Consider the following 25,500-nt stretch of genomic DNA (forward strand, 5'->3'; position numbering starts at 1 on the left):
GCCCCTATGTCAATGAAGCCGAATGGACATTCGCGACCGCGCCTTGCCGATGTGGCGAAATTGGCCGGGGTCTCGCTGGGTAGCGCATCGCGCGCCATGTCCCATCCCGATGCCGTCAAGCCCAAGACGCTTGCCGCCGTGCGCGCTGCCGCAGAGGCACTGCAATATATCCCGGATGAAAGCGGTCGCGCGCTCGCGAGCCGCCGCACCCTGTCGATCGGGGTGGTGCTGCCCACGATCAACAACCCGATTTTCGCGGCCTTTGTCCATCATCTGCAAAAGGAGCTGGCTGCCAAGGGCTATACATTGTTCGTACTCGCCCATGAATATGACCGCGCGGCGGAAACCATGTATATTGAACGGCTGGTCCGCAGGCGGGCCGATGGCATCGTTCTGATCGGGTCCGATCAGGAAGCCGAAGCCCAGAATATCTTGAAGCGCGCGGGCATCCCGACGGTCGTCACATGGTCGGTGCAAGCGCAACCGCGTGCAACGGATATCGGTTTTTCCAATCTGGACGCGATGACGATGATCGTCGAACATCTCGCCAAACTTGGCCACCGCCGCATCGCGATGCTGAGTGGCGCGCCCGACAGCAATGAACGCGCCGCCGCCCGTATCGCCAGCCTGCGCGAGGCCGCGACACGGCACTATATGACCGTAAGCTCAGTCCATCACGTGCCTTTGCATATCGCGGGCGGCCAGGAAGGCTTCGCCCGCTGGCAACAGGCAAGCGACGGCGCGACCGCGTTGGTCTGCGCCACCGATACCATCGCGGCGGGCGTGCTTCATGCCGCCGCCCTTGCCGGTGTGGCCGTCCCGGCGCAACTCTCCGTCACCGGCTTTGACGATATCGACATCTCCGCGATCCTGACGCCCGCATTGACGACCGTCCGCACCCCGGTGGTGGAAATGGCGCGGGTGGCTGCCGCCAGCTTGCTCGCGACCTTGCAGGGCGAACCGATGCCCGCACATCCATCGCTACCGGTTGAACTGGTGGTGCGGGCGAGTACCGGGCCAGCGCCGGTTTAGGCTCGCCCCATCAGCCCTGCACGATCAGCCGCGTTTCCATAAAGGCATGCAGGCCTTCGATCCCGCCTTCCGATCCATGGCCACTCTGCTTTACGCCGCCAAAGGGCGTTTCTGGGGTCGAGACGGCCAATGTGTTGATCCCCAACATGCCAACATCCACCCCCTCGGACGCCGCCTGCGCATTGGCAATCGACTGAGTAAAGACATAACCCGCCAAGCCCGCATCGACCGCATTCGCGCGCGCAAATACCTCTGCATTGTCCGCAAATGGCGCTACCGGCACAATCGGCCCGAAGGTTTCATCGCACATCAGCGTGGCTTGGGATGACACATCCGTCATCACCGTTGGCGCGAAGAATGAGCCTTTCCCGGCAACTCGCCCCCCACCCGTGCAGATTTTCGCGCCACGGCCTTCGGCATCGGCGACAATCCGCTCCATCGCCTCCAACCGCCGATCATTCGCGAGCGGCCCCATCTGCACGTGGCGATCAAGCCCATTGCCCAGCGCCAGTGCCCCGGCCCGCGTGGTGAAATCCTGCACGAACCGATCATACAGGCTTTCATGGACAAAGAAGCGCGAGGGCGAGATGCATACCTGACCGGCATTGCGGAATTTGCCCGCAACCAGCGACGACAGCGCCAGATCATAATCGGCATCGGCAAAGATAATGACCGGCGCATTACCGCCCAATTCCATCGTCGTGCGCTTGACGCTATCTGCCGCGAGCTTCATCAAATGCTTGCCGACCGGGGTCGATCCGGTGAACGAGACCTTGCGAATGCCGGGATGAGCGAGCAGGCTCTCGGACACTTCCGACGGCACGCCAAACACCAGATTGGCACAGCCCGCAGGCAGGCCCGCATCATGCAGCGCGCGCACGATTTCCACCGCCGTCCCCGGCGTTTCCTCGGAGGCCTTCAATACCAAGGTGCAACCCGCCGCCAAACCGGCCGCCAGCTTGCGCGCCGGGGTAAGCGCCGGGAAATTCCACGGCGTAAACACTGCCGCCGGTCCAACCGGGCGCAATATCGCCGCCTGCTGGATATGCAGCGCGCGCGCCGGAATGATCCGGCCATAGGCGCGTCGTCCCTCTTCGGCGAACCAGTCGAACAGGTCGATGGCATGCGCCAGTTCGGCCTGCGCCTCGACCAATGTCTTGCCCTGTTCAAGCGTCAGAACCTGCGCGATATGATCCGCGCGTTCCCGCAGGATCGTCGCCGTCTTGCGGAGAATAATCGCGCGATCATAAGGCGATGTCGCCCGCCACGCCGGAAATGCCGCCACCGCTGCATCCGCTGCCTCGATCAGTTCCTGCGCGGTTGCATGCGGCAATTCACCCAGCACGTCGCCCGTTGCCGGGTTCATCACCGGCTCTGAAATACGATTGGCCCCGGCTGTGATAAAGCGGCCATTGATGACCATCTCAAGGCGCGTATATTGTTCAGCCATTGGCCATTTCCTTTTCCAACATAGGTACGCCCAAGATCAAATCAGCGGCCCGTTCGGCGATGGCGATGATCGCCGCATTGCAATTACCAGATACCACCGACGGCATCACCGAGGCGTCGACCACCCGTAAGCCATCCACCCCGATCACACGCAACTGCGGATCGACCACCTGACCAATCGCTGCGGTGCAGGTCGGATGATAAAGCGACGCGGCGTTCTGGCGGATATAGGCCAGCAATGCGTCATCGCTGGTCAAATCCGGCCCCGGCATCCGTTCATTCGTGATATATCGGGCCATCGCAGGCTGCGCCATGATATTGCGGATAAGCCGAAGACCGGCAATATTGGTCGCGCGGTCTTCCTCGGTCGAAAGATAATTCGCCAGAATGTCGGGGGCCACCATCGGATCGGGCGACACGGCATGGACATGGCCGCGACTGGTCGGGCGCAATTGGCAGGATGACGCCGTAAATGCCGAAAAAGGATCGAGGCTGTCACCCATTTTGTTCGTGCTGAACGTGATGAAATGCACCTCCATATCCGGGCGCATATCCTTGGCGGCTGCCGTGCGGAAAAATCCGCCCGCATAGCCCGCCGATACCGTCAACGGCCCTTTACGCTGCAACACATAACGCGCAACCATCCGGATCTTGCGGGCCAGCGACCCCATATCGTCGTTCAGCGTCACTTTCTGGTTGGTTTCAAATACGCAGCGGACCTGCATATGGTCCTGCAAATTCTCGCCCACCGCCTGATTGTCGTGGCGCACCTCGATACCCAATGATTGCAAGCGCTGGCCATCGCCGATCCCGGACAATTCCAGCAATTGCGGCGTATTGATCGCCCCCGTCGCTAAAATCGTCTCGCGTCCACCATAAGCGCAAAATAACTGCCCACCCGATGTCCATTCCACGCCGATGGCTCGCGCCCCATCAAATAGGATGCGCCGCGCATGGGCATTGGTGACAATCGTCAGATTGGGCCTTTGCCGGGCCGGGCGTAAATAGGCCACCGCCGCGCTGCACCGCCTGCCGCGATGCGAGGTCGTCTGGAAATAGCCCGCGCCTTCCTGCGCCGCCCCATTGAAATCGGGATTGGCCGGATAGCCCGCCTCCACCGCCGCCGCGATATAGGCATCGCACAGTATATGCGGCTCCGATTGGTCTGACACCGACAACGGGCCATCGACCCCATGCCATGCATCCGCCCCGCGCGCCTGGTTTTCCGATCGTTTGAAATAGGGCAGCATCTCGGCATAAGACCAGCCCGTTGCACCCGCATTCGCCCAATCGTCGAAATCCTCGCGCTGGCCCCGAATATAGACCAGCCCATTGATCGACGAACTACCGCCCAACACCTTGCCACGCGGCTGAGAAATTTGGCGATGTTCAAGCTGTGGTTCCGGCTGGGTTTTATAGCCCCAATTCAGCACCGGATGATTGAACAGCCGCCCATAGCCCAACGGCACATGAATCCACGGATTGCGGTCGGCAGGCCCGGCTTCCAGCAGCAACACCGACAATCGCGGGTCCGCGCTCAATCGATTGGCCAGCACGCATCCAGCCGATCCGGCCCCGATAATCACATAGTCAAAATGGCCCCGGTCGATCATGATAATTCTCTCACAACAAGGTCAGCCAGCGCGAGCGAGGCCGTCAATCCGGGCGATTCAATGCCAAACAGATGGACCAACCCCTCGCACCCATGACGGGCCGGGCCGGATAGGATGAAATCGCCCGCCGCCTCATGAGGCCCGGTAATCTTCGGCCTGATCCCCGCATAGCCGGGCGCAAGCCGCGCTGGGTCCAGCCCCGGCCAGATCCGCCGCGCCGCCGTTGCAAAGGCATCAAGCCGATCCGGGTTCACCCGATAATCAATCTCATCGATCCATTCGACATCCGGCCCAAAGCGCGCCTGCCCGGCCATATCCAAGGTCAGATGCGTGCCAAGCCCGCCCGGTTCCGGCACGGGGTAAATCAAATGCGAAAATGGCGTCTTGCCCGAATAAGTGAAATACACCCCCCGCGCCAAATAGAGCGGCGGCACATGTGCAACCGGCATCTCCTCAACCATCCCGGCCAGCTTCTGCGCGCCCAGCCCTGCCGCATTGATGAGGATCGGCGCCGCGACAACCGGCTCGTCCTCGCCTGTAACATGCACCTGCCACAGCCCCCCATTGCGCGACACCCGCTGCACCTCGGCCCCGCATACCAGCGTTGCCCCATGCGCCTCGGCCTCGCCCAGCATCGCCAGCATGAAGGCATGGGAATCGATGATCCCGGTCGAGGGCGAAAACAGCGCCTCATAGGCTTGAAGTTCCGGCTCCATCGCACGGGCCTGCTGCGCGGATAGCCGGACCATGTCGTCCACCCCTGCGGCGTTGGCGGCGGCGGCAATCTTGTCCAGCGCCCCGATCTGGCTGGCGTCCGCCGCAAAGATCAGCTTGCCCAGTCTGCGATGCGGCACACCGCGCGCCGCGCAAAAATCATACAGCAGCTTGCGACCCGCAACGCAGGTCGAGGCCTTGAGCGAGCCTTGCGGATAATATAGCCCCGCGTGGATCACCTCGCTGTTGCGGCTGCTGGTCCCGGACCCGAATTCACGTGTCGATTCGAGCAGCAACACCTCATGGCCTTTCAGCGCAAGGGCGCGGGCGACAGCGATGCCGACAACCCCGGCACCGACCACAATGGCATCCGTTTTCCCGGTCATGACAAGAGATATTTGAAGCGCTTCATTTTTACGCTATAGGCATAGCCGCAGATTCGATGCAAGAGCATATCCACAGTTTTAAGGACAGCACATCATGACCCCAGCCGACCAACGCCGTGATCAATATCGCTGGTGGATGCAGATCTCCAGCCGATGGGCGGATTGCGACGCATATGGTCATGTCAACAACGCCATTTATTATAATTGGTTCGATACGGCGGTGACAACCATGCTGATCGAACGCGGCGTATTGCGTTCGCCCCAATCCAATTCCATCGGCCTGTGCGTATCGAGCGGTTGCGATTTTCTCGCCCCGATTGAATTCCCGGAAACTGTCGATGCGGGCGTCCGCATCGGACGGATGGGCAACAGCAGCATTCGCTTTGAAGTGGCCCTTTTCCCGCTCAATAGCGATGCACCGGCGGCGGTGGGCCATTTCGTCCATGTCTATGTCGATCCGATCAAGCGCCGCCCGGTGCCGCTTGATGCCGTGCATAAACAGGCGATGGCCGATCTCGTTATCGCGTAATGTGTTCCTCCCCGACATGGATCGCATGTCGGGGAGGAATAGAACGGTTCAGCCCGCCGCGTAGCCGCCATCAATGTGCAGCGCATCGCCATGAACATAACGCGCGGCACCAGAGGCGAGGAACACCACGACATCCGCGACTTCTTCCGGCTCGACATAGCGGCCCAGCGGGTGGCCGGCCTTGATCGCCGCATGCAGTTCATCGACCGGCGTGCCGCCCGTGATCTCGGAATAACGCTCGACAATGGCATCGAACATCTGGGACCGGACAACCCCCGGATGCACCGAATTCACGCGCACCGGATAGCCCAATTTCCCGAATTCCACGGCGGCGGTGCGGGTCAACATGCGAACGGCAGCCTTGCTGGTGCAATAGGCGCTGCTGAATGCGGCAGGCTTATCCGCCGCACCGGAAGCGATATTGATGATCGACGATCCACCGCGCCGTTTCGGGCCAGTCTCGCACATCAGATCAATCGCATGTTTGAGGCCGAGGAAAATGCCATCGACATTGATCGTCTGGCACCGCCGCCAATCGGCGAGCGACATATCCTGCAACCGATCCATCGGCGCAATACCGGCATTGTTGATGAGAATATCCAACCGCCTATGATCGGCGCGCACGGCGGCGATCAGATCCTGCCATGCGTTTTCGCTGGTAACATCGAGCTGGCGGTATTCGCTGCCCATCGGCGTTGCGGGAGCGGACATGATGTCGGTCGCGATAACCGTCACCCCTTCACGGCCCAACGCCTCGCAAATCGCCCGGCCAATATTGCCGGTCGCGCCCGTGATCAGCGCGACGCTATTTTTCAAATCCATTTCCACTGTCATTCTCCCCAAGCCCCCAAAGGGGTGTTTCTGCAACTCAATGGGCGTTATAGCCGCCATCGACGACCAGTTCCGACCCCGTCATATAGCTAGCGTCTTCGGACGCCAGAAAGGCGATGGCCGCCGCGATTTCATCCACTTCGGCCAAACGCCCGACCGGGGTCTCGCGTTCGTAAAAGGCGACATCTTCCGCACTGGCATTAGCGACCAACAAGGGCGTGCGCACGAACCCCGGATGGATCGAATTGACCCGCACCGGCAATTTCATCTGCGCGAATTCAACGGCGGTCGATTTGGAAAACAGCCGCACCCCGCCCTTGCTCGCGGAATAGGCGCTGGCATTGGCAAGGCCGTTCAATCCCATGCTAGACGACATGTTGATGATACTCGATCCCCCGCGCCGCGATGCCCCCGATGCCGCCAGCAAATCCATGCAATGCTTGGTCGACAGAAACACCCCATCGAGATTGACGGACATCGTATGCCGCCAGCTTTCAAACTTTATGTCGCGGACCGGCGACACGCCGCCCACGCCCGCATTGGCCACGAGAATATCAAGCCGCCCAAATCGCGTGGCGATCATCGCGGCGGCAGCTTCCCATTCGGCCTCGACGCAGACATTGAGACGCAAATAGACCGCCTTGTCCCCGATCTCCGCCAATGAGGCTTCACCCGCCGCCTGATCCATAATGTCGGCGACCACCACCTGACAGCCTTCCGCCGCCAAGCGTTCCACCACCGCGCGACCAATGCCGTTCAAACCCCCGGTGACCAGCGCGACATTGCCCGCAAATCTTGGGCCAGCGTATTGATATTCTGCCATCGATCATCCCTCTATATGATGTATTTTATTGAAATAACGTTGATTCACCTGAGCAGGATCAGCCCCAGCAACCGGGACTGCTGATGCGCAAGATCGCCGCTCTTGGCGTGACCAAGGGCTTATAGGGTTAAATTTGAAGCGCTTCAATTCAAAATCAGGCCAAGAGCGATTGTCGCCATCAACGGCAAGGATGCAACCGCCGCTAACAGAAATCCGCATCGACCGATGGAAGGGAATATCCTATATCGTCGCGACAAAGTCCCAGACAGGCAGCCCCCATCCGTTCACACGATCTGAAGCGAGCATGACGATGACCAATCAACTTGCCGGCAAAACCGTCCTCATCACCGGCGCATCAAGCGGCTTGGGCGCGCATTTCGCATCGGTGCTGGCCGCCGCCGGGGCGCATGTCCTGATCGCCGCCCGGCGCGAGGCCGCGCTTGCGACCTTGGCCGAACGGATTGCCGCCAGCGGGGGATCGGTTGAAGTCGCCCGGCTCGACGTGACTGACCCGACCAGTATTCAGGCGCTCGAACCCCGGCTGGCGACGCTCGATGTCCTCGTCAACAACGCAGGGCTGGTACGCGAGGCATCTGCCCTTGATCAGAGCGAAGATGATTGGGATGCGGTGATCGACACCAATCTCAAGGGCTGCTTCCTGATGGCGCAAGCGGCGGCACGCGCCATGAAAGCCCATGGCCGTGGCGGTCAGATCATCAATATAGCTTCGGTCCTTGGCCTGCGTCAGGCGGGGATGGTCTTGCCCTATGCCGTGTCCAAGGCCGGGTTGATCCAGATGACGAAGATCTTGGCCTTGGAATGGGCGCGGTACAATATTCAGGTCAACGCCATCGCCCCGGGCTATGTCGAGACCGAGCTCAACGAGGAATTCTGGGCGAGCGACCCCGGCAAAGCCATGATCCGCCGCATCCCGCAACGCCGCCTCGGCCAGATGGCAGACCTTGATGCGCCGTTGCTGATGCTCGCCTCCGGCGCGTCATCCTATATGACCGGATCGGTTGTGGCCGTGGATGGCGGGCATCTGACCAGCAGCCTGTGAAGAGTGGGATTCGCCAGTCGCTTAGACTCGTCAGGACGAAATTATATAGAATAAAAAGAAAATGGTGGAGCCGAGCTCAGCATAACTCCTATCCACCCACATACAACAATGAACATTATTCATTATAAAACATGTATATATAAATAGAAACTGTCCGTCATTGTCTATTGACGTCCAGCCCAAGTACCCACATAAAGTGGGTATAAATGTGGGTATATGGAGCTAGGCCGGCATGGGAAAAATGACCGCATTAGGCGTCAAAGCATTAACACAGCCAGGCCGCTATCAAGACGGGCGCGGGTTGATGCTTTTGGTCAAACCGTCCGGCTCAAGATCATGGCAGTTACGAGTGCAAGCCGATGGCAAACGCCGCGACTTCGGCTTGGGATCTGCAAACAGCGTGGGCCTCTCTGAGGCACGCACCAAGGCCGATGAAATTCGCAAGCTTTACAAAAGCGGCGTTGATCCTGTTGCTCAGCGCCAGGCAGAAAAGCGCGCACAAATCTTGATCCCAACATTCCGCGTTGCGGCTGAAACAGCTCACGCGGAACTTGTGAGCGGCTGGCGTAATGTAAAGCATCGCGCGGACTGGTTATCGAGTCTTGAACGATACGCTTTCGGCGCGATTGGCGACCTCAGGATTGATTTGATTGATGGCCCGATGGTGCGCGAACTGTTGCTTCCCATCTGGCTGGAGAAGCCTGAGACGGCACGCAGGGTGCGCCAGAGGGTCAAGGGCGTGCTCGACTGGGCAACGACTAAGGGCTTACGCACTTCGCTGGATCTGAGCGGTCTGAGCAAGGGCCTGCCACGCCAGCCGAAGTCAGATAATCACTTTGCGGCGATGGATTATGAAAACATACCAGACTTCTGCGCAACCCTCAAAGCCGCGCCTGAGACTATCGGACGCCTGGCGTTACTGTTCACGATCTATACAGCAGCTCGCTCTGGGGAGACCCGCGGCGCGACATGGGAGGAAATCAACCTTGAAGCGAAGCAATGGACCATCCCGGCGGAACGTATGAAAGCAGGCAAAGAGCATATTGTCCCGCTATCTGAGCCCGCACTGGCGATCCTTAAGCGAATGCATGAGGCGAGGACGGGCATAAAAAGTGACCCGTTATTCCCAGGCAATCTCGGCAAGCCCCTCTCTGACATGACACTCTCCAAAATTCTGCGTGACATGGAATTGAAGGTGACCGTTCACGGCTTCCGGTCCAGCTTCAAGGATTGGGCCGTTGAGTCCACAAGCTTTCCAGATGCAGTGTCAGAGGCTGCATTGGCCCATATGGACACTAACCGCGTCCGCGCAGCTTATCGCCGCACCGATTTTCTAAAAATGCGCGTTGATCTCATGGCTGCTTGGGCCACTCATTGTGGATCGGCTATATAAAACGATGCGCCACTCGGCATAGCGCGAGCAAAGAAGCACTCATTGAATGGCTGGCACCACCTGCCTCTCGCGCTCAATCACTTTGATCATCGGAGCTGCGCCGCCTGAATCGATAACAACTTGTGCTTTGGCAATGAAGTCGTTGAGCTGTGCACTCGTCATCTCATGCAGAGGCACCTCTCGCTCTTCAACAGCACCTTTGTTGAAGTGACCCGCCGCTTCCAGCATGGCACGCCCGGCAGACACACGGGCCGAAGCTGGAGCTGCGGTATCCTGCATAATGTCGACCAATGTCTTGATGGCAACATTCGCCCCGTGGGCTGAGATTAATCGCCCACGCAACTCTCGGATTGCCGCGACTATGTGCGGCTTCCTGATAAGCCGGTATGCTTCCTGTGCGGGCTCAGCGTAACCCGCCGTTCGCGCAGCCTGCGTGGGGGTGCAGCCAGTGGCTACTAAATGATCTATGAAGCGCTGCTGCGGATCGGTGGGAGATGGCATTGTCGACCTCCTGCAATAAGGTATCCAGATACCACAAAGCGATTGGGGCGGCAATCCATAACCATTAAAATTGTTATACAACACAATGAGAATTGTAATTTATAAAAATTAAAATTTAAAACCAAAAACTATGCCGGAACTAATAGGATCATTAAATACCCTCAAGTCATAGGCCCCTTTCCATTTATTTTTATATTTCCATATTTCGTGCTTTTCATTAAATATATTCTTCACCCAAAATCCTAATTCAATATTCATCCCTCGCCAGCGAATACCATGCAGATCCAAGCGTGCCCCCGTATCTTCCGCACGGGAGGACTTATCACTCGTGATACCAGAATCATGCTCTCGACCTCTTACACTGCCGTAAATTTGCGCCTGCGCCTCAAGGTTCGATCCGAGCGAGAAATTGTGCGAGAGTGACAAGCTGGCTGCGTACTTCGGAGTGTAGGAAATTGTCAGTGGAATGGACTGCACATTTTCATCTAATTTCAAATTCTGACTATGTCCTACTACGTCGGTATATATGAAACTTGCTTCCACTCTAAGTCTAGATGGAAAAATAAAGATAGCATCCACTTCTGCGCCTCTTATTTCCGCAGAATTAGATCCATTCACTGTCTCTGATTTTGATATATTCGTATAGTTGGGAATGTCGATTTGCGGATGGCGTAGGACACTTTTATAAGCTGCAACGTTCAGTCTCACAGTGCGATCCCAAAGGTCTGCCTTGTATCCAAGTTCCCATGTAGCGTTTTGCTCTGCGCCATAAACACGAAATGTAGGGGATCTCGTGTTTGCGCCGCCGGATCTGAAGGCGCGGCTCCATTTTAAATAGACACGGCCAACGCTATTGATGTCGTATGCAACAGATATCGCGGGATCAAATCGCCGTTTTTTGAAAATCACCGGCATTGAATTTTCATTGGTTTCAACGGACTGCCCCTCCCGCAAGACAGGTCGGCCACGCTTGGTTTCCTCGGTATATCTTATGCCGGCATCAAGGATGATGCGACTGCCGGCCAGCGGCGGAGTCCAAGTGAGTTTTCCGAACAATGCGCGAGACCGAGTATGCACTTCGCTGGAGCGGTTAGGCGAGAGCGCCTTCAATTCAATCCCGGGGATCTGTGAATATGAATTGCCCTCTTCGTTGAATTGAATCGTGTCGGCGACAATGGCTCGATCAACACCCGACTCCACAAAATGAAACATTCCGACGAGATAGCGCAGATTCCCCGCGCGACCGCTCGCGTTCAACTCTCCATTGAACTGGTCCTGGACAACATTCGAATAACTGAGACGCCCCCCCGTGCCACCTTGAGAATATGGATTAAATATACCCGCACTTTGATCCCATTGATCCTGTTTCAGAGATCTCCAAGATGCGATCGCATTAACGGTCAGCCGGTCAGAAGGACGATAAGAGCCGCGCAAGGTATGACCTGTGACGAGACCTCTACTCGGTTTCATGATAAATCCGCCACGTGCACTCCGGACGCGCTCACCTTCCACGGAGAAAATAGGCGCAATGGGAGGGTCTGTCGCATCGAGAGACATCAGAACCGAATATCCGGGCGTACTCTTATCAATCGATCTGTCCCAGTCGTACAATAACTCAAGGTTCTGGGCGATCTCCCAAAGTGCTGAGGCCCTGAGCGCGTGGCGATCAGTTCGGTGCCAGTTGGTCTGGTTGGCCAGGGGATTTTTCACCCAGCCATCATTGGTATCCAATGATGCTGTGAAGCTGGCACTAATGTTGCCCTGCCGCGGCAAGTCGACCCGAAGCGAGGCCTCCCTGCCGGAGAAACTACTCACACCAAATTTCCCCTCTGTCGCGAACTCACCCCTGGGTTTTCTCGTGATGATATTGATTGCGCCGCCGATGGAGTTTCTGCCGAACATTGTGCCTTGAGGCCCGCGCAGGATCTCTACACGTTCCACGTCCATAGTGTAGGCGCCGAGCCCCTGCACCCGACCAAGGTAAACGCCGTCCAGATAGACCCCAACGGTAGGATCACGTGTGATTTGCGTGGCGTCACTGGGGACGAGCCCTCTCATACCAACTGTCAGTGCAGATGATCGCCCAAGAAAAGGTACCACCCTCAAGGCAGGAACAATGCCTGACCCGAGATCCTTCAGCGACCTTACATTAAGGCCCGCCAACTCGTCATTTTCCAGCGCCACCATGGACACAGATGTTTGCTGAAGAAGAGTTTCCAGTTTCTCAGCGGTAACGACAATATCGGGCAGGGAAGGACAGGCTGACACTTTGCCCGCCGATGAGGCCTCCTCATCAAAGGGGGTGCATATTTTTATTGCCGGCGTCTCCGGCTTTATCGTTGACGAGATGGCCCGCCGAACGATGGCTACTGCGCCAAAATCATATTTTTTGGCTGTGAGGTTTGAGCCACGTAGAATAATCGCAAGAGCCTTGTCTGGAGACATGGCCCCTTTGACACCCTTGCTTCCGACCGATGCAACCTCGTCGGCCTTGTAGATCAGCTGTATGGCAGTCAACCTGGCATAGGCAGATAGAACGTCGCTAAGCCGCCCTTCAGGAATATCAAACTGAACTCGTTGCGCGTCAGCAGCGTGTGACACGCCCGATGATAGGGCCACACCCACGATGACAAGCGGTAACCGCATTCGCATTTACGAATCTGTCCCCTCTGGCGCCCTCTCCCGTGCGCACGACCAACCCAAGACTATGTTCATTATCGTGCGGAGAGTATGATCTCTCTCTCGTTTGACCTTACCTTGACGCCATACGCAGTCTCGAGAATATGAACGAACTGATCCTCGTTGGCTAGATTGAATGCCCCCCCAATCTTCGTGGCGCCAACCTGATCATCCCCCACAATGACCTTGCGTTCATTATAGCGGTTAAACTGAGCCACGGCCTCACGGATCGGCGTTTCAGAGAAAGTGAGGATGCCAGTACGCCAGCTAAGCCTCCGCTCAAGAACGCTAGGGTCTTCGGAAAACACGAGCGAGGAGGAGCTACCCATGACTGCAGTCTGCCCTCGCGTGAGCACAGCTCCACCGGGGCCACTAACCCTGACCCGTCCCTCCAATACGGATACGACCGTCTTGTTCGTCTGTTTTTCGACGCTGAATTTGGTGCCAAGTACCGTGACCGCCTGATCACCGGAATGTACCACAAAGGGCCGTTTGGCATCATGCGTCACGCTGAAAAAGGCTTCACCGGATTTGATCCATAGTACGCGCTGTGCACTGGATTCCTCAAAACGTACTGCTGTCGCCGAATTTAGCGTCAGTCGGGTGCCATCTGGCAGCACAGCCTCGCTGATACCGCCAAATCTCGTCGCATACTCGATCGATTTTGATGGCACTGTGGATGGTAGATGCTCGTGAACGAAGTAGCCACCCGATATACCCACCAAGAGGATCAGGCTGGCGGCCAATCCTTTCCAAAGGTGGACCCGCGATTCTCGTTCGTTGAGTGCCTGATCGCCTACAAGCCTTGTTATTTTGTTGTCGCCATATTCTAACCGCCAGAAGGCCGCCCGATGAGCCATGGAAGCGGCAAGCCAATGATCGAGATGGCGCTGATCTTCGACAGACCAGCTATCATCCATGCGGCGCAGCAGGAAGTCCATGGCCTGGGTCTCGATTTCATCCGCGCTCAAACTCACGGTCCTACCTTTCGATTGCGCTTCGTATTGCCGGGCCGACGGATCTTCCCGTCGCCACCCAACAAGAAGTCTACCAATGCCCTCATGCCCAACATGGTTTGATGGTGTACGGAATCGATTCCAACCCCCAATTTAAAAGCCACTTCTTTTGCCGAAAGCCCCTCGATTTTTCGAAGTTTAATGACTGCTCGGCACTGCCTCGGTAATTTTTCCATGCCTCGCTCGAACCTGCTCATTTCTTGGCGAGCTTCAAAGAAGCGCTCCGGCGTGAGCCAATCCAACTCCATATCCTCTTCGCTGATACCATCAAATCCACTTCCCGCATTTGCCGGTCTGCGGAGACGCGATCGGTCGACAATCGCGTTGCGCGCAACAGCGAACAAATAAGCCCTCACATTCGCTGGCTGCGCTTCACACGCCTTGATCAGCATGCGCTCGTAGACATCCTGTCGAATATCAGGAAGGTCATGGAGGTCTGGCCATTGCCGCTTGATGAAGCGGTTGAGTGCCGGCTCCAACGGGAGAACGTGCTCCATAAACCAATTTCTGAGCCACGCGTCGTCGATCATCTCGGCAACCTCATTGTGCGACCATGCATGTCATGCAGCCTTCCACCTGCGAAATGCTCAAGAGCATGTGCGGCTAGGCCGACGTCCAGCGGCAACGGCATGTCGATATTCCTTGGTCGCGGTGGCCAAGTCCTTTCTGAATGCTGGTACTGATATCAGCCGGGCAAACACTGCGGCACCCATCAGACGTCCATCCTCCACATCACTGAGCCAGTGCACATTGCAAACCCTTCGACTGTCGCCGAACTCAACACCGCGTTTTACTAATTCAGCTGACTTTTCAGGCGCGACGTTAGCCATCATCAGCCCCCAGCCAAAGCCGACAGCGCTATGACCAGACGGATATGACCCATCTTGTCTCAGCACCGTCTCATATTCCGGCGTGCATATTGGCTGATTATTGACGGTAAATGGTCTGGCCCGCTGAAATGCCTTTTTGGTTGGGTAGGTGGAGAGGCCTAAATCCAGCATACTTTTTTGCATGAGCAAATATAACTTGGGGGTTGATGTTGCACTGATTTCGACGCCTAGCACGCAATCAAAAGCATGAACGGCATTCGGAAAATCTAGATTGGCGTCGGCGGAAGCCTGCGACCAACGCGCGCCAGCACCCATTCGTAGCGCATCCTCGCTCGCCTCCTTGTCGCGAGCCTCTGCGGCCGAACCCGCTATTGGGGGCGAGTTCAAGATAAGCAGGCTATTTGGCACCTCCGCCTTCAAGAGATATCCTTTGACGGCCGGCAAGGTAAAAGTCTTTTGCGGCACATCGGAAGGTGCTGCCAGAGCCTCGGGTATCGCCATACCCAAGGCCCAGATTCCCAACATCGACATAAGCAATGTCTTTTTCTTGCCGGCCATCGTTCTCATTGTTGTTCCTCTTCTTCGACGGACTTAGAATTTGATGCGGGCTTCTACCCCCCAGGTACGTTGCTCGTTGTACATACCATGGGTATTTCGTCCGGCGATCGTCACATCGAACAGTTGGTACGTATTATTGAACAGGTTTTTGCCCCAAACTGACAATTCCATCTCCGCTTGAGAGATCTTGATATCGGCAAGCGATAGCCGGGCATTGGTCAACAGGGTTTTCCCATTCTTCGTATTATCGTTGGATGGTGTATTGTTCGAGACGTACCCGCCCGCGCTGTTGATATCGACATGCGCCCTTAGCTGCCCAAAGCTCCACTTCGGAAAGTTATAATCGAAGTTGGCGGTATATGCATGGGTTGGTGTATATGCGGATGTGATAAATTCCGTCCCACCTGTATACGGATTAATTACAGGGGTAGTCGGGGCCTTTGTATATACATAGTTGGCATTCACGGTAAGACCGCTGAAGGGAACGACAGTAATATCCGCTTCAATGCCTTTTATATGGCGCTTTTCGGGTGCATTCTTGGTTTCAGTGTTTGAAATAAACAGAGGATTGGCAAAGTCCACCTGCTGATTGCTCAAGGTGCTCTTATAGGCAGCAATATTCAAGCGCAGCCTGCGATCAAACAGATCGCTTTTAGCACCAATTTCCCACGACGTCAGTTCTTCCTCACCAAAAGGGGCCAGCGCTACAGAGCGCGTATTAGCGCCGCCTGCGCGATATGCTCGGCCCCATTTAACATATGCATTGATGTCCTTCGTGAAGTCATAGGCAATAACAGCGGACGGATCGACCCGTGATGAACGAAACTGGAAGTTGAGATGAGGATCAACCCCGCGTAGGTAGACAAGCTGGCCAGACTTCTTGTCCTTGGTGTAACGGGCGCCGGCAGTGAGGTGCAAACCCAAATCTCCCATTGGGGACCATGTGGCCTGTCCAAAGGCTGCAGTCGAACGCACCTTTGCTGCAGAGGCGCGATCCGGGATAGCCAATCCGGCGTCTGCAACTAGTTGCGAAAACAAATTGATACCGGATACTGTCGAATTCAAAGTACCCGAGGAGTATACTGTTGCCGTATCTCGGCCCTTTTCGTCAAAGAAATATAGACCACCTACATATTTAAAATTATTTATATTTCCAATAATCTGCAGTTCTTCGCTGAACTGATGCTGGTTAACCTTGGCATAGCTTAGCCGGCCAAAAAGACGGCCGGCGCCCCAGCGGGTTAACCCGCCATTATCCTGTTCCCACTGGACCGAGTTCAGCCTGCGCCAGCTGGTGAGTGATCGGATGGTAAGATGATCCGACGCGTCGAAATTGGCGACGATGCTGTGGCCCTGCGCCTTTTGAGGGTTTTCGAAATTGGGCAGGCCAACGGGGGCGGTGCGTACACGAGGAGAGCCCACAGTAATGAACGAAGGGGTAACTGCTGCAGACTGCTGTGTCTTGAAAATATAATAGTAGTTGCCGGTCGAATTATCTTTTGAATAGTCAAAAGAATATAAAATCGAAAAATTATCAGTCGCCTCCCAAAGGGCGGTTGTTTTTATGCCGTATTTCTCGATGGCGCCATAATCCTTGGCAGACGTCATGGGATTGTGCACCAGGCCCGAGCGTTTGTTGAAGAGGCCGTCGACCTTCACGCTGATGCCCGCGACCTTGGGAAGATTGATATGGGCAGACAGCGAACGGTCGGAGAAATTGCCCAGTCCGCCCTTCAAATCCACACCGAACTCACCGGTTGGCTTTTTGGACACCACACTCACCGCGCCGCCAATAGTATTGCGGCCGAATAGCGTTCCCTGCGGTCCGCGCAAAACTTCGATGCGTTCGATATCGGCCAAATCCATGCCGAGACCGGAAACGCGACCGAGGTAAACGCCGTCGATGTAGATGCCGACGGTCGGGTCGCGGGTTACCTGCGTTACGTCCAACGGGACAAGACCGCGCATACCGATTGAGACCGCCGAGGCACGACCGATAAAGGGGGCCACACGCAAGGACGGGACTGAACCCGTGAACATATCGTTAAGCGAATTGATGCCCTGCTTTTCGAGTGTTTCAGCGTTCATGGCCACGATGGAAATAGGCGTGTCCTGCATATTTTCCGCGCGCTTTTGTGCAGTTACGATGATTTCCTGGATTCCGTCGGTTTCCGAACCTATCGTTTGGGCAGATGCACACAAAGATACTGCGCTCACTGCGCAACTTGAAACCAAAGCCAGAGTCATGCGCTTCATCATATTCTCTCCCCGTCCGGACATTAGTGTCCTGTTTGTAAGACGAGCCGGAGATTGAAATCTGTATGTGGACTGGACTCTTTTTTCGCATCACTCCATTGTTAAGCGTCAGCGCAGGATCACGCCCTACCTAAATCTAATGGAATTCTGAGAATATCTCAGCCGATATACCTATATGCCGCGAGACAAAATCGCGAACGGTTCAGTCTACATTCGGCTGCGTGCGCCTTGGCTCGTTCGGGTGTACCGATCGTTGGCATGAGGCAGGCTATTGACGATAGTGGTAGGGCGTGAATCGTGATTGGTAGTATCACCACACCTCCTATACTATTCCCCGCCAACACATCGGCTTAGGTGAAGTGATCACAGCAAGCCCAACTCGCCAGACATTGAGACATGTCCCGAACATTAGCAGACATGTCCACCCTGCAAATGCAGTAAAACCGGACAGACAGGACAGGGGTATAGAGCCCTGTCCAATGTCCGGAACTACATGAGAAATATCATCATGCTTAAAGAGCGTCAGTGCATAAGCTCGGATACCCCAATGGATTGGGGAGAAAAATCCATCGTAACTGGATTTGTCGCTGAAGCTGGAAGATCATGCTGTTCTTCCACAACGAAGCATTGATCGCCTGATTGCCGCACCTTACCAGCGGCTAGAAGAGCCTTAAAATGCACGATTAAACGCTTTAGACCGGGCATCTTCCTTTACATCCGTCTCGCCCAGCAACATCCAATAACTGCGCCATTGCAGTTTTGTGATGGATAAGGTGGCCGGATCAGGATCTAAGCTACCATTCCCAGCGCCGGGCCCAGCTGCAATTGCGTCTCTTAATGCCTTCCAGACCTTCAACGTCTGAGGACTCAGATTTACTTCCACCTTTGGCGCCAAGTATTTTACTATCGCGCTATTGACGGGTTCACCTTCCTCGTCAGCGCCTAAGTTGATACTTTCTAGCGCAAAGCAAAGTGGCGATCCAGCTTCAGCGTCCTTCTGCTTCGTTATATTGGCGCTGTGCACATTGCCTCCCTCCACACAGAACATCACGTCCATTGCCCCCATAAGGCTGCTATGGCCTCGCGGCGTATTGTTCTGTTGATCCTTTGGACGATGATGAACCACAGCGACTGTCGACGTGAAGGCATCTCGGAGATGCGCCATATTGTTTAAGTAGCCCACCATGGCCGACGTATTTTCATCACCACCTCCGAATGTGGCTGCCAACGTGTCGACGATAATCAAGCCAGGCGGCCCACCCAGACGTTCGCTCGCTTGTTCTATCGCCGCAACTAAACGGGGCAGGTCTGTATTTGGATCAAGTAAGTTTACCGCCTGGGGTATCAACGCAAATGGAGTGTTTGGGTCAAGTTTATGGTGCTGCCGAAAAGCGGCAACACGTCGCCTGAAGCCACCCTGCCCCTCCGCTGCCAGATAGACAGTCGGGTACTGTTTAACCGCACGGCCGTCTACCTCCATGCCTGCCGCTACTCGCAACGCAATATCGAGCGCTAAAAAGCTCTTTCCAGACCCTGGGTTGCCGTAAAACAAAGCGAGGGAGTGTTGAGGTATAAAGTCGCGAACCAGCCATGAATTCAGGAGTGATGGCTGAATGTCCCCAAAAAATTCCACAGGAAGGGCATTCATATCGGTTTCCTGAGCAACCATAGGAAAGATAACATGTGTTGCTGCATCCTTTTCTAGCAGCCTGCGGTATTCCTGATCGATGCGAGCTTGCGGCCATGTCGGGACCATATGCACCAGCGCCCAGCCGCAGACATCCGAATAAGCCTGCTCTGGCGATATGTTCCCGCGCCGCGCCTCGCTGATCTTCAGCCCGGCGACCTTGGAGAATTCCCCCCAGCGCGTCAGTTCGTCGCCACCGGCCGCAACGTCCCGGTTCATGGCCGCAACCGCGGTATTGGTGCGCGGGCTGAAATCCATCATCGGCGGAGGGGCGAAGTTCATCACGCCACCCGGCAATAGCTGCATGAGCTGCGGAGCCTGTTCGATGCTGTTCATCGGGGACATGTCCGTAATAATGTCAGACATGTCCTCTAACGAATAGTCGTTGTCGCATTGCTCAATAATCGTGCAGACGCTCGCGATGCCATACTTGGCATGGACCGAGCCGGGGATGCGGATGATTTGCGTTGCACGCCCGAAGGATTGATCGCCCCCGCACTTGGCCGCGAGCGTCTTGCGCAGCGCCGCGATGCGGTCAATCTCATCGCTTGGCTCATCCAGCATCCAATAAAGATGGAGCTTTTGCTATCCCTCAGAGGTTGAGCCGCCGGATGCAATTGTCATGGACGGCTTGCCAAGCCGATCCGTGACAAATGCGCACTTGCCCGCAATGTCGCCGCTGTCGATGTCAAGGATGATCGCCGTCATCAGCGCCACCTTGTCGAGCTTAACGTCCCCGGCGATTGCCGCGCTGCCGTGCAGGACCGCCGGGACAGCGAAGCTGGCAAGATGCCACTCAGCCCAGCGGCGCAGGCACTCCATGATCTTCGCGCCCGATGTGGGAGGGAGAAACTGACGCTCAGGCTTGATGCCCTCGCGCTCAGTCCCCTTTTCGCCAACGCCAAGCAGGCTGATAAGCTGGCCTTGCGCGAAATCGACATGCTGAAACAGGCGCGTGAAATAGGCTTCAGTCTGAACCGGGTCGCACAGTTCACCATTCATTGTGAGAGGGAAAACTGTCATCGGTCAAGCCGATCGACTTCTTTGCGAAGATCTTTCATCGCGTTAGGAGGAGGCATATTTGAGCTTTGCATATGGATGCAAAGACGGTTGATTAAGCGTGCTGTCGAGGGACGTATAAACGCCGTCACACCAGCCCAGTGCGATAATAATCTTAAGGTCGTTTCGCGGTCTATCCGCTCGTCTCCCCAGCACTGTGTCAGCTTAAGCCTATCTGCGCCCGCTATGACCCAGCCTAGTACTATTGAAGCAGCTCTATCTGGGGTCGCACTCCCCTTACCGCTGTATAATCCATGCATTGCAAATATGATGTGCTGCGAAGCTGGAAGATGGTCTGTGACACTTTGGTCAACGACATGTTCGATCTTAATGCATGCCTCAACGTCCATGAGACACCTCCAATCGCGGCAAGTCCGTCAGCCATCGTTGCTGCTCGGCGCGTGAAATCAAAGTGCGTGAGCCAGCTTTAAGAGCAGCGAGGCGGCATGCCTTGATTTCTAGGTATGCATAGCTCCGGCTGACGCCCATGCGTTTTGCCGCGATGGGTACCGAATCTGCAATTGGTTCAATGGGAGAGTGAATGGGCATTTTGGATGTCCTCTACGTTGGTGAGGACGACCAGTTATTACCACAACATACTATGGACAATCACAATTATAGGGAAAAAAGTACTGAGGATATTATTTCCTATATTTAATTTTTTGGATAAACATTTTTCCGGTTTCGGATCTCTGAAATTTCACGTGCTTCATGGATTACCGATTTTTCAGCATATTCATCCCAGGTCATAATAGGCTTATTACCGACCATAAGCTTGATAATATGCCAAAGCTGTTCAGCATAATGCCTCATACAATCCTCTTGTTTAGAAACATCAGGGAAGTCAGTTTTTACCAGTGGGTCGAGGATGTTCCGGCAGGCGCGGTCCCAAGTTGGTTTTACACGCCCCAACTGTGCACGCGTACCGCTTTGTAGCCCCCTATTTTTACGCGCAGCTATATCCAGTTTACTCTTCTCTATTCTGACCCAGTAAATAAGCTGATGGATAGAATGGCCCGTTAGATCGTCCCAGTCAGTTGGTTTTCGACCAGTCGACTTCTTTTTCACATAGGGCTCAGTGGGATCCAAGCCGTCAATCATCATGATTGCACACCACAAGACCTGCTTCGCCATGACATCAGCATCATTAGAAGTCGCATCGTCAGGGAGCTACTCCCTTACGATTTCGCCAACGCGCCATGCTAGATCCTGAGCGAGGAGAAGGGTCTTGCGATCTGTTTTTGGAAAACAGGCTGGTTCAGGAATATCCACAGCAGCTTAGGTATAGACGGCATAGGATAAGTGCAAATTTTGAAAATCAAAAAAATTAGTGCGGTTAGGGGATATCAAATACGCGGCGGCGCTAGAGGCACCCTGGGAGGGGTGGCCTAGGGCGGGGCCCGGCCCACGACTTACCTTCGGATAAAATACCTGATCGTGTCTAGCTTTGATCCTAGGCGTGCACTTCAACATATAGCAGTTGAGACGATCAAGAACGAATATCTTATGGGCTGGCTTGAGTAGCAGGTTTGTTTTCCAACACCGTCCCGCAGCGGTTAATACCGATCATCATAAACCAAATCAGAGCGTGGGGATAAATGTGGGGAGAGATCATACCTTACGAGAAAAAGGCGCGCACTATCAATGTCTTGTTTAAATGAAATGGTGGAGCCGAGCGGGATCGAACCGCTGACCTCGTCATTGCGAACGACGCGCTCTCCCAACTGAGCTACGGCCCCACATATATGGGCGGTGCTTTAGCTGGCTAGAAAGTCAGATGCAACGCCCATTTTATGCATTCATCGCTGCGGCTTATGCGCCTGCGTCTTCTGCCGGATTTTCGTACCAGACTTCGACCGCGCCATTGAGCTTGATCGTCAACGGGCGACCATCCCGGCCCATTTTTCGGCCAAGTGCCACGCGAATCCAGCCTTCCGACTGGGAATATTCTTCGACATCGGTGCGCTGTGCGCCCTTGAAACGAACACCGATACCGCGGCGAAGCACCTCGGCATTGAAAAACGGGCTGCGCGGATCGACCGAGAGACGGTCAGGCAAAACATCGGATGTGCTATCAGTCATAATCTGGCGCATGGGCAATTTGCGCAGATACGTCAAGCCTGAACCACTGATCTTGCTTGCTCCTGATGGCTTCGCAAGGCTATTGACGAGCCATGACCATCGCATCCGATACCCTTGCCCTGATCGGCAACACGCCCCTTGTGAAACTCAAAGGCCCGAGTGAAGCCACTGGCTGCACGATTCTCGGCAAATGCGAATTCATGAATCCCGGCGGATCGGTGAAGGACCGGGCCGCGCTTTTCATCGTCGAAGATGCCGAAGCGCGCGGCCTGCTCGAACCGGGCGGGATGATTGTCGAGGGGACAGCAGGCAATACCGGCATCGGCCTTGCACTGGTCGGCAATGCCAAGGGCTATAAAACCACCATCGTCATGCCGGAAACGCAAAGCCGGGAAAAAATGGATACGTTGCGGGCGTTGGGCGCGGAATTGGTGCTTGTCCCTGCCGCCCCCTATTCCAATCCCGGCCATTTCGTCCACACCTCGCGCCGTATTGCCGAAGAAACGCCGGGCGCCCTTTGGGCCAATCAGTTCGATAATATCGCCAATCGTCGCGCCCATGTGCAGACCACCGCGCGGGAAATCTGGGAACAGACCGCAGGCGATATCCACGGCTTCACCTGTGCGGTCGGCACCGGGGGGACGCTGGCGGGCGTGGGCCTTGGCCTCAAGGAATTTAATGAAAATATCCGCATCGCGCTCACCGATCCCGATGGCGCGGCGCTCTATCATTATTATGCCCATGGCGAATTAAAGGCCGAGGGCAGTTCGGTCGCAGAAGGAATCGGTCAAGGCCGGATCACCGCCAATCTTGAAAATGCGCCAATCGACACCCAGTTCCGCATTTCGGATGCCGAAGGTCTGGCGCAGGTCCATGCGCTCTTGGCCAAGGAAGGGCTGGCGCTGGGCCTGTCCTCCGGCATCAACGTGGCGGGCGCGATGGCGCTGGCGCGGGAAATGGGGCCGGGCCATACCATCGTCACCATCTTGTGCGACAGCGGCTTCCGTTATCTTTCCACCCTCTACAACCCGTTGTGGTTGAAGGAAAAAGGACTGGAACCCGCCCCCTGGATGTAAGCCCGGCCTTCCTGATGCGCGCCCCCGCAGCAATGCGCCCTCGCTTCGCTTGCGCTTATCTGCGCGGTCGCCCATATATGCGGGCGAATAGCCATTTTAATACGTGCGGAGAAACCAAATGATGGGTCGCATTCGGATCGGTCTTACCGGTCTGGCCAGCGTATTTCTGGTCGTGTTGCTGGGCGCAGCGATATTTTCCATGTTCGGTGAAGATACGCGTGGCGGCAATAGCGCCACCGCCAATAAGGCCGACACGGCCAATCACGCCGAAGCGACGGAACCGCTGGCCGAACTGGGCTTAACCCCCAACACGGACAGAAGCGCCCATCGCTGATGGCGTGAATTTAGCGAACTGATTTAGCTACCCAGCTTCGCCGCGACCAATGCCGCGATGTCGGCTTCTGGCCGTGCGCCATAATGGGAAATCACCTCTGCCGCGCAGATCGCGCCCATCGCCAGCGACTGTTCGACGCTGCGGCCCTGCACCTGCCCCGCAAGGAACCCGGCGGCGAACAAATCCCCTGCCCCGGTCGTATCGACCAATTGCGCAATGGGTTCGGCATTGACCGAATAAATTTGATCGCCGACCATCGCAATCGCGCCATTTTCCGAACGCGTGACCACCGTCACCGGCACATGCAACGCCGTGGCCGCAACTGCGGCTTCGAAATCATCGGTCTCATGCAGCGATTTGATCTCGGTTTCATTGGCGAACAAAATATCGATCTCGCCGCCCCGGATGAGGTCGAGAAAACTGTCGCGATGGCGATCAACGCAGAAACCATCGGACAAGGTAAATGCCACTTTGCGGCCCGCGGCCCGGGCAATGGCAATCGCCTCGCGCATCGCGGCGCGCGGTTCTGCCGGGTCCCAAAGATAGCCCTCAAGATATAAAATCGCCGCCGATTCGATCAAATCCCGATCCAGCGCGGTCGCCGGGAGAAATTGCGATGCGCCGAGAAAAGTGTTCATCGTCCGCTGGCCATCCGGCGTCACCAGAATCAAGCAACGCGCGGTCGGCGGATTGCCTTCGCGCGGTTCGGTCGTGAAGGCCACGCCCAACGCCGCAATATCATGGCGAAACACATTGCCGAGCTGGTCATTCGCCACCTGCCCGATAAAGCCGGTCTTGCCTCCCAGCGCCGCAATACCCGCAATGGTGTTGGCCGCAGAACCGCCGCTCGCTTCGATCCCCGGCGCCATTTTGGCATATAGGCCTTCGGCCTCTTCCGGCGTGAACAGCAATTGCATCGCGCCCTTGGCCAGCCCCTGATCGTGGAGGAATTGATCATCGGCCTGTGCGATCACATCGACAATAGCGTTACCGATGGCAACAACATCAAGGCTGGGGGCGGTCAAGGCAAACTCCTGTCATCGATCAATAAGCGGCGCATCAGTGAAAAACATCAGAAATACCGCCTTGTGCTGCCCGTCCTCTAATGGCCTATCTGCCGACTGGCAATGTAGGATTGAGCGGGCAGGATTGACCAGCCCGCCTTGGCCCGCCACTAATGGCACATGGTAAATGCTTACATCTCGCGCGCTGGCCTCGGTCGCCATCTCTTCAAGTCCGGCGCCTCTCTGGCAGCACTCATGTTGCTCACCGCATGCGGCGGCTCCAACGCCCCCGCTTTAAAGCCACTCAGCACGCCCGTGATCCGGGCGCAGCAGCCGGTGAGTGGCCTCATCGGCAGGACCGAGGCAGAGATCGTCCGTCAATTGGGAACGCCAACACAGGAAAATATCGAAAGTGGCGCGAAACGGCTGCAATTCAGCCGCAACGGCTGCGTCATCGACACCTATCTCTTTCCGCTGCGCGCGAATGGCCAATTGGTCGTGACGCATGTCGACAGCCGCCGCGTGACGGGTGAAGACCTTAATCTCGCGAATTGTCTGAAACTCTATACCGGACGATAAGGACCGGCC

The 25,500-nt window shown here is 56.0% G+C and carries 23 protein-coding genes and 1 tRNA gene; 7 read left to right on the forward strand and 17 right to left on the reverse strand.

All coding sequences use genetic code 11. The features are described 5' to 3' along the window. Positions 1-12: 12 nt before the first annotated feature. Positions 13-1,032: a LacI family DNA-binding transcriptional regulator gene (locus K6117_RS07355; RefSeq protein WP_221793411.1), complete on the forward strand. Its 1,020-nt coding sequence runs from the start codon at positions 13-15 to the stop codon at positions 1,030-1,032. 10 nt (positions 1,033-1,042) lie between these two features. Here the strand turns inward: K6117_RS07355 and K6117_RS07360 are convergent, their stop codons facing one another. Genes K6117_RS07360 through K6117_RS07370 form a run of 3 tightly spaced genes read right to left on the reverse strand, consistent with a single transcriptional unit; the run spans position 1,043 to position 5,194 of the window. Then, entirely contained in the window at positions 1,043-2,482 is a 1,440-nt protein-coding gene (locus K6117_RS07360; protein ID WP_221793413.1) for an NAD-dependent succinate-semialdehyde dehydrogenase, read from the reverse strand. Continuing rightward, positions 2,475-4,094: a GMC family oxidoreductase gene (locus K6117_RS07365; protein ID WP_221793415.1), complete on the reverse strand. Its 1,620-nt coding sequence runs from the start codon at positions 4,092-4,094 to the stop codon at positions 2,475-2,477. Before K6117_RS07365 ends, K6117_RS07360 begins: the two co-directional genes overlap by 8 nt. After that, entirely contained in the window at positions 4,091-5,194 is a 1,104-nt protein-coding gene (locus K6117_RS07370; protein WP_221793418.1) for an NAD(P)/FAD-dependent oxidoreductase, read from the reverse strand. The genes K6117_RS07365 and K6117_RS07370 overlap by 4 nt, the downstream gene beginning before the upstream one ends. Positions 5,195-5,288: 94 nt before the next feature. Here K6117_RS07370 and K6117_RS07375 point away from each other — a divergent pair, with 94 nt between their 5' ends. Further along, positions 5,289-5,723 (forward strand): acyl-CoA thioesterase, encoded by a 435-nt coding sequence (locus tag K6117_RS07375; protein WP_221793420.1) that lies wholly within the window; start codon positions 5,289-5,291, stop codon positions 5,721-5,723. Between the two features lie 48 nt (positions 5,724-5,771). Here the strand turns inward: K6117_RS07375 and K6117_RS07380 are convergent, their stop codons facing one another. Then, positions 5,772-6,557: an SDR family NAD(P)-dependent oxidoreductase gene (locus K6117_RS07380; RefSeq protein WP_221793422.1), complete on the reverse strand. Its 786-nt coding sequence runs from the start codon at positions 6,555-6,557 to the stop codon at positions 5,772-5,774. Positions 6,558-6,591: 34 nt separating this feature from the next. Beyond that, entirely contained in the window at positions 6,592-7,377 is a 786-nt protein-coding gene (locus K6117_RS07385) for an SDR family NAD(P)-dependent oxidoreductase (protein ID WP_221793424.1), read from the reverse strand. Between the two features lie 310 nt (positions 7,378-7,687). Here K6117_RS07385 and K6117_RS07390 point away from each other — a divergent pair, with 310 nt between their 5' ends. Together K6117_RS07390 and K6117_RS07395 are read left to right on the forward strand one after the other, a co-directional pair. Then, positions 7,688-8,437, forward strand: a complete 750-nt coding sequence (locus tag K6117_RS07390) for an SDR family NAD(P)-dependent oxidoreductase (protein WP_425514690.1) — start codon at positions 7,688-7,690, stop codon at positions 8,435-8,437. A 232-nt stretch (positions 8,438-8,669) separates the two neighbouring features. Then, complete coding sequence (locus K6117_RS07395) at positions 8,670-9,830, forward strand: tyrosine-type recombinase/integrase (RefSeq protein ID WP_221793428.1); 1,161 nt, start codon at positions 8,670-8,672, stop codon at positions 9,828-9,830. A gap of 39 nt (positions 9,831-9,869) precedes the next feature. Here the strand turns inward: K6117_RS07395 and K6117_RS07400 are convergent, their stop codons facing one another. From K6117_RS07400 to K6117_RS07450, 11 genes are all read right to left on the reverse strand, one after another. Further along, complete coding sequence (locus tag K6117_RS07400; RefSeq protein WP_221793461.1) at positions 9,870-10,331, reverse strand: terminase small subunit; 462 nt, start codon at positions 10,329-10,331, stop codon at positions 9,870-9,872. Positions 10,332-10,439: 108 nt separating this feature from the next. Beyond that, complete coding sequence (locus tag K6117_RS07405) at positions 10,440-12,776, reverse strand: TonB-dependent receptor (RefSeq protein ID WP_221793463.1); 2,337 nt, start codon at positions 12,774-12,776, stop codon at positions 10,440-10,442. Positions 12,777-13,045: 269 nt separating this feature from the next. Further along, positions 13,046-13,981: a FecR family protein gene (locus tag K6117_RS07410; RefSeq protein WP_221793465.1), complete on the reverse strand. Its 936-nt coding sequence runs from the start codon at positions 13,979-13,981 to the stop codon at positions 13,046-13,048. 2 nt (positions 13,982-13,983) lie between these two features. Continuing rightward, positions 13,984-14,556 (reverse strand): RNA polymerase sigma factor, encoded by a 573-nt coding sequence (locus K6117_RS07415; RefSeq protein ID WP_221793467.1) that lies wholly within the window; start codon positions 14,554-14,556, stop codon positions 13,984-13,986. 57 nt (positions 14,557-14,613) lie between these two features. Then, positions 14,614-15,414 carry an acid phosphatase gene (locus K6117_RS07420; protein ID WP_221793470.1) on the reverse strand — a complete coding sequence of 267 codons (801 nt, stop codon included), beginning with the start codon at positions 15,412-15,414 and terminating at the stop codon, positions 14,614-14,616. A 33-nt stretch (positions 15,415-15,447) separates the two neighbouring features. Continuing rightward, positions 15,448-17,673, reverse strand: a complete 2,226-nt coding sequence (locus tag K6117_RS07425; RefSeq protein ID WP_221793472.1) for a TonB-dependent receptor — start codon at positions 17,671-17,673, stop codon at positions 15,448-15,450. Positions 17,674-18,340: 667 nt separating this feature from the next. After that, entirely contained in the window at positions 18,341-19,921 is a 1,581-nt protein-coding gene (locus K6117_RS07430; RefSeq protein WP_221793474.1) for an AAA family ATPase, read from the reverse strand. Positions 19,922-19,942: 21 nt separating this feature from the next. Then, positions 19,943-20,359 carry a hypothetical protein gene (locus K6117_RS07435; protein ID WP_221793476.1) on the reverse strand — a complete coding sequence of 139 codons (417 nt, stop codon included), beginning with the start codon at positions 20,357-20,359 and terminating at the stop codon, positions 19,943-19,945. A 711-nt stretch (positions 20,360-21,070) separates the two neighbouring features. Then, complete coding sequence (locus K6117_RS07440) at positions 21,071-21,520, reverse strand: hypothetical protein (RefSeq protein WP_221793478.1); 450 nt, start codon at positions 21,518-21,520, stop codon at positions 21,071-21,073. A 559-nt stretch (positions 21,521-22,079) separates the two neighbouring features. Continuing rightward, positions 22,080-22,155: transfer RNA gene (locus K6117_RS07445), tRNA-Ala, on the reverse strand. Between the two features lie 73 nt (positions 22,156-22,228). Then, positions 22,229-22,498 carry a DUF3297 family protein gene (locus K6117_RS07450; protein ID WP_221793480.1) on the reverse strand — a complete coding sequence of 90 codons (270 nt, stop codon included), beginning with the start codon at positions 22,496-22,498 and terminating at the stop codon, positions 22,229-22,231. 92 nt (positions 22,499-22,590) lie between these two features. Between K6117_RS07450 and K6117_RS07455 the strand changes: the two genes are divergently transcribed. Together K6117_RS07455 and K6117_RS07460 are read left to right on the forward strand one after the other, a co-directional pair. Continuing rightward, positions 22,591-23,574: a cysteine synthase A gene (locus tag K6117_RS07455; RefSeq protein WP_221793482.1), complete on the forward strand. Its 984-nt coding sequence runs from the start codon at positions 22,591-22,593 to the stop codon at positions 23,572-23,574. Between the two features lie 118 nt (positions 23,575-23,692). Then, on the forward strand, positions 23,693-23,908 hold the full coding sequence (locus K6117_RS07460) for a hypothetical protein (RefSeq protein ID WP_221793484.1): 216 nt from the start codon (positions 23,693-23,695) through the stop codon (positions 23,906-23,908). A 23-nt stretch (positions 23,909-23,931) separates the two neighbouring features. On the opposite strand, the gene K6117_RS07465 is transcribed toward K6117_RS07460, so the two are convergent. After that, on the reverse strand, positions 23,932-24,933 hold the full coding sequence (locus tag K6117_RS07465) for an adenosine kinase (RefSeq protein ID WP_221793486.1): 1,002 nt from the start codon (positions 24,931-24,933) through the stop codon (positions 23,932-23,934). 159 nt (positions 24,934-25,092) lie between these two features. Between K6117_RS07465 and K6117_RS07470 the strand changes: the two genes are divergently transcribed. Continuing rightward, complete coding sequence (locus tag K6117_RS07470) at positions 25,093-25,491, forward strand: hypothetical protein (RefSeq protein ID WP_221793488.1); 399 nt, start codon at positions 25,093-25,095, stop codon at positions 25,489-25,491. Positions 25,492-25,500 lie beyond the last annotated feature (9 nt).

This window comes from Alteraquisediminimonas sediminicola (genome assembly GCF_019740335.1).
Taxonomy (GTDB): domain Bacteria; phylum Pseudomonadota; class Alphaproteobacteria; order Sphingomonadales; family Sphingomonadaceae; genus Alteraquisediminimonas; species Alteraquisediminimonas sediminicola.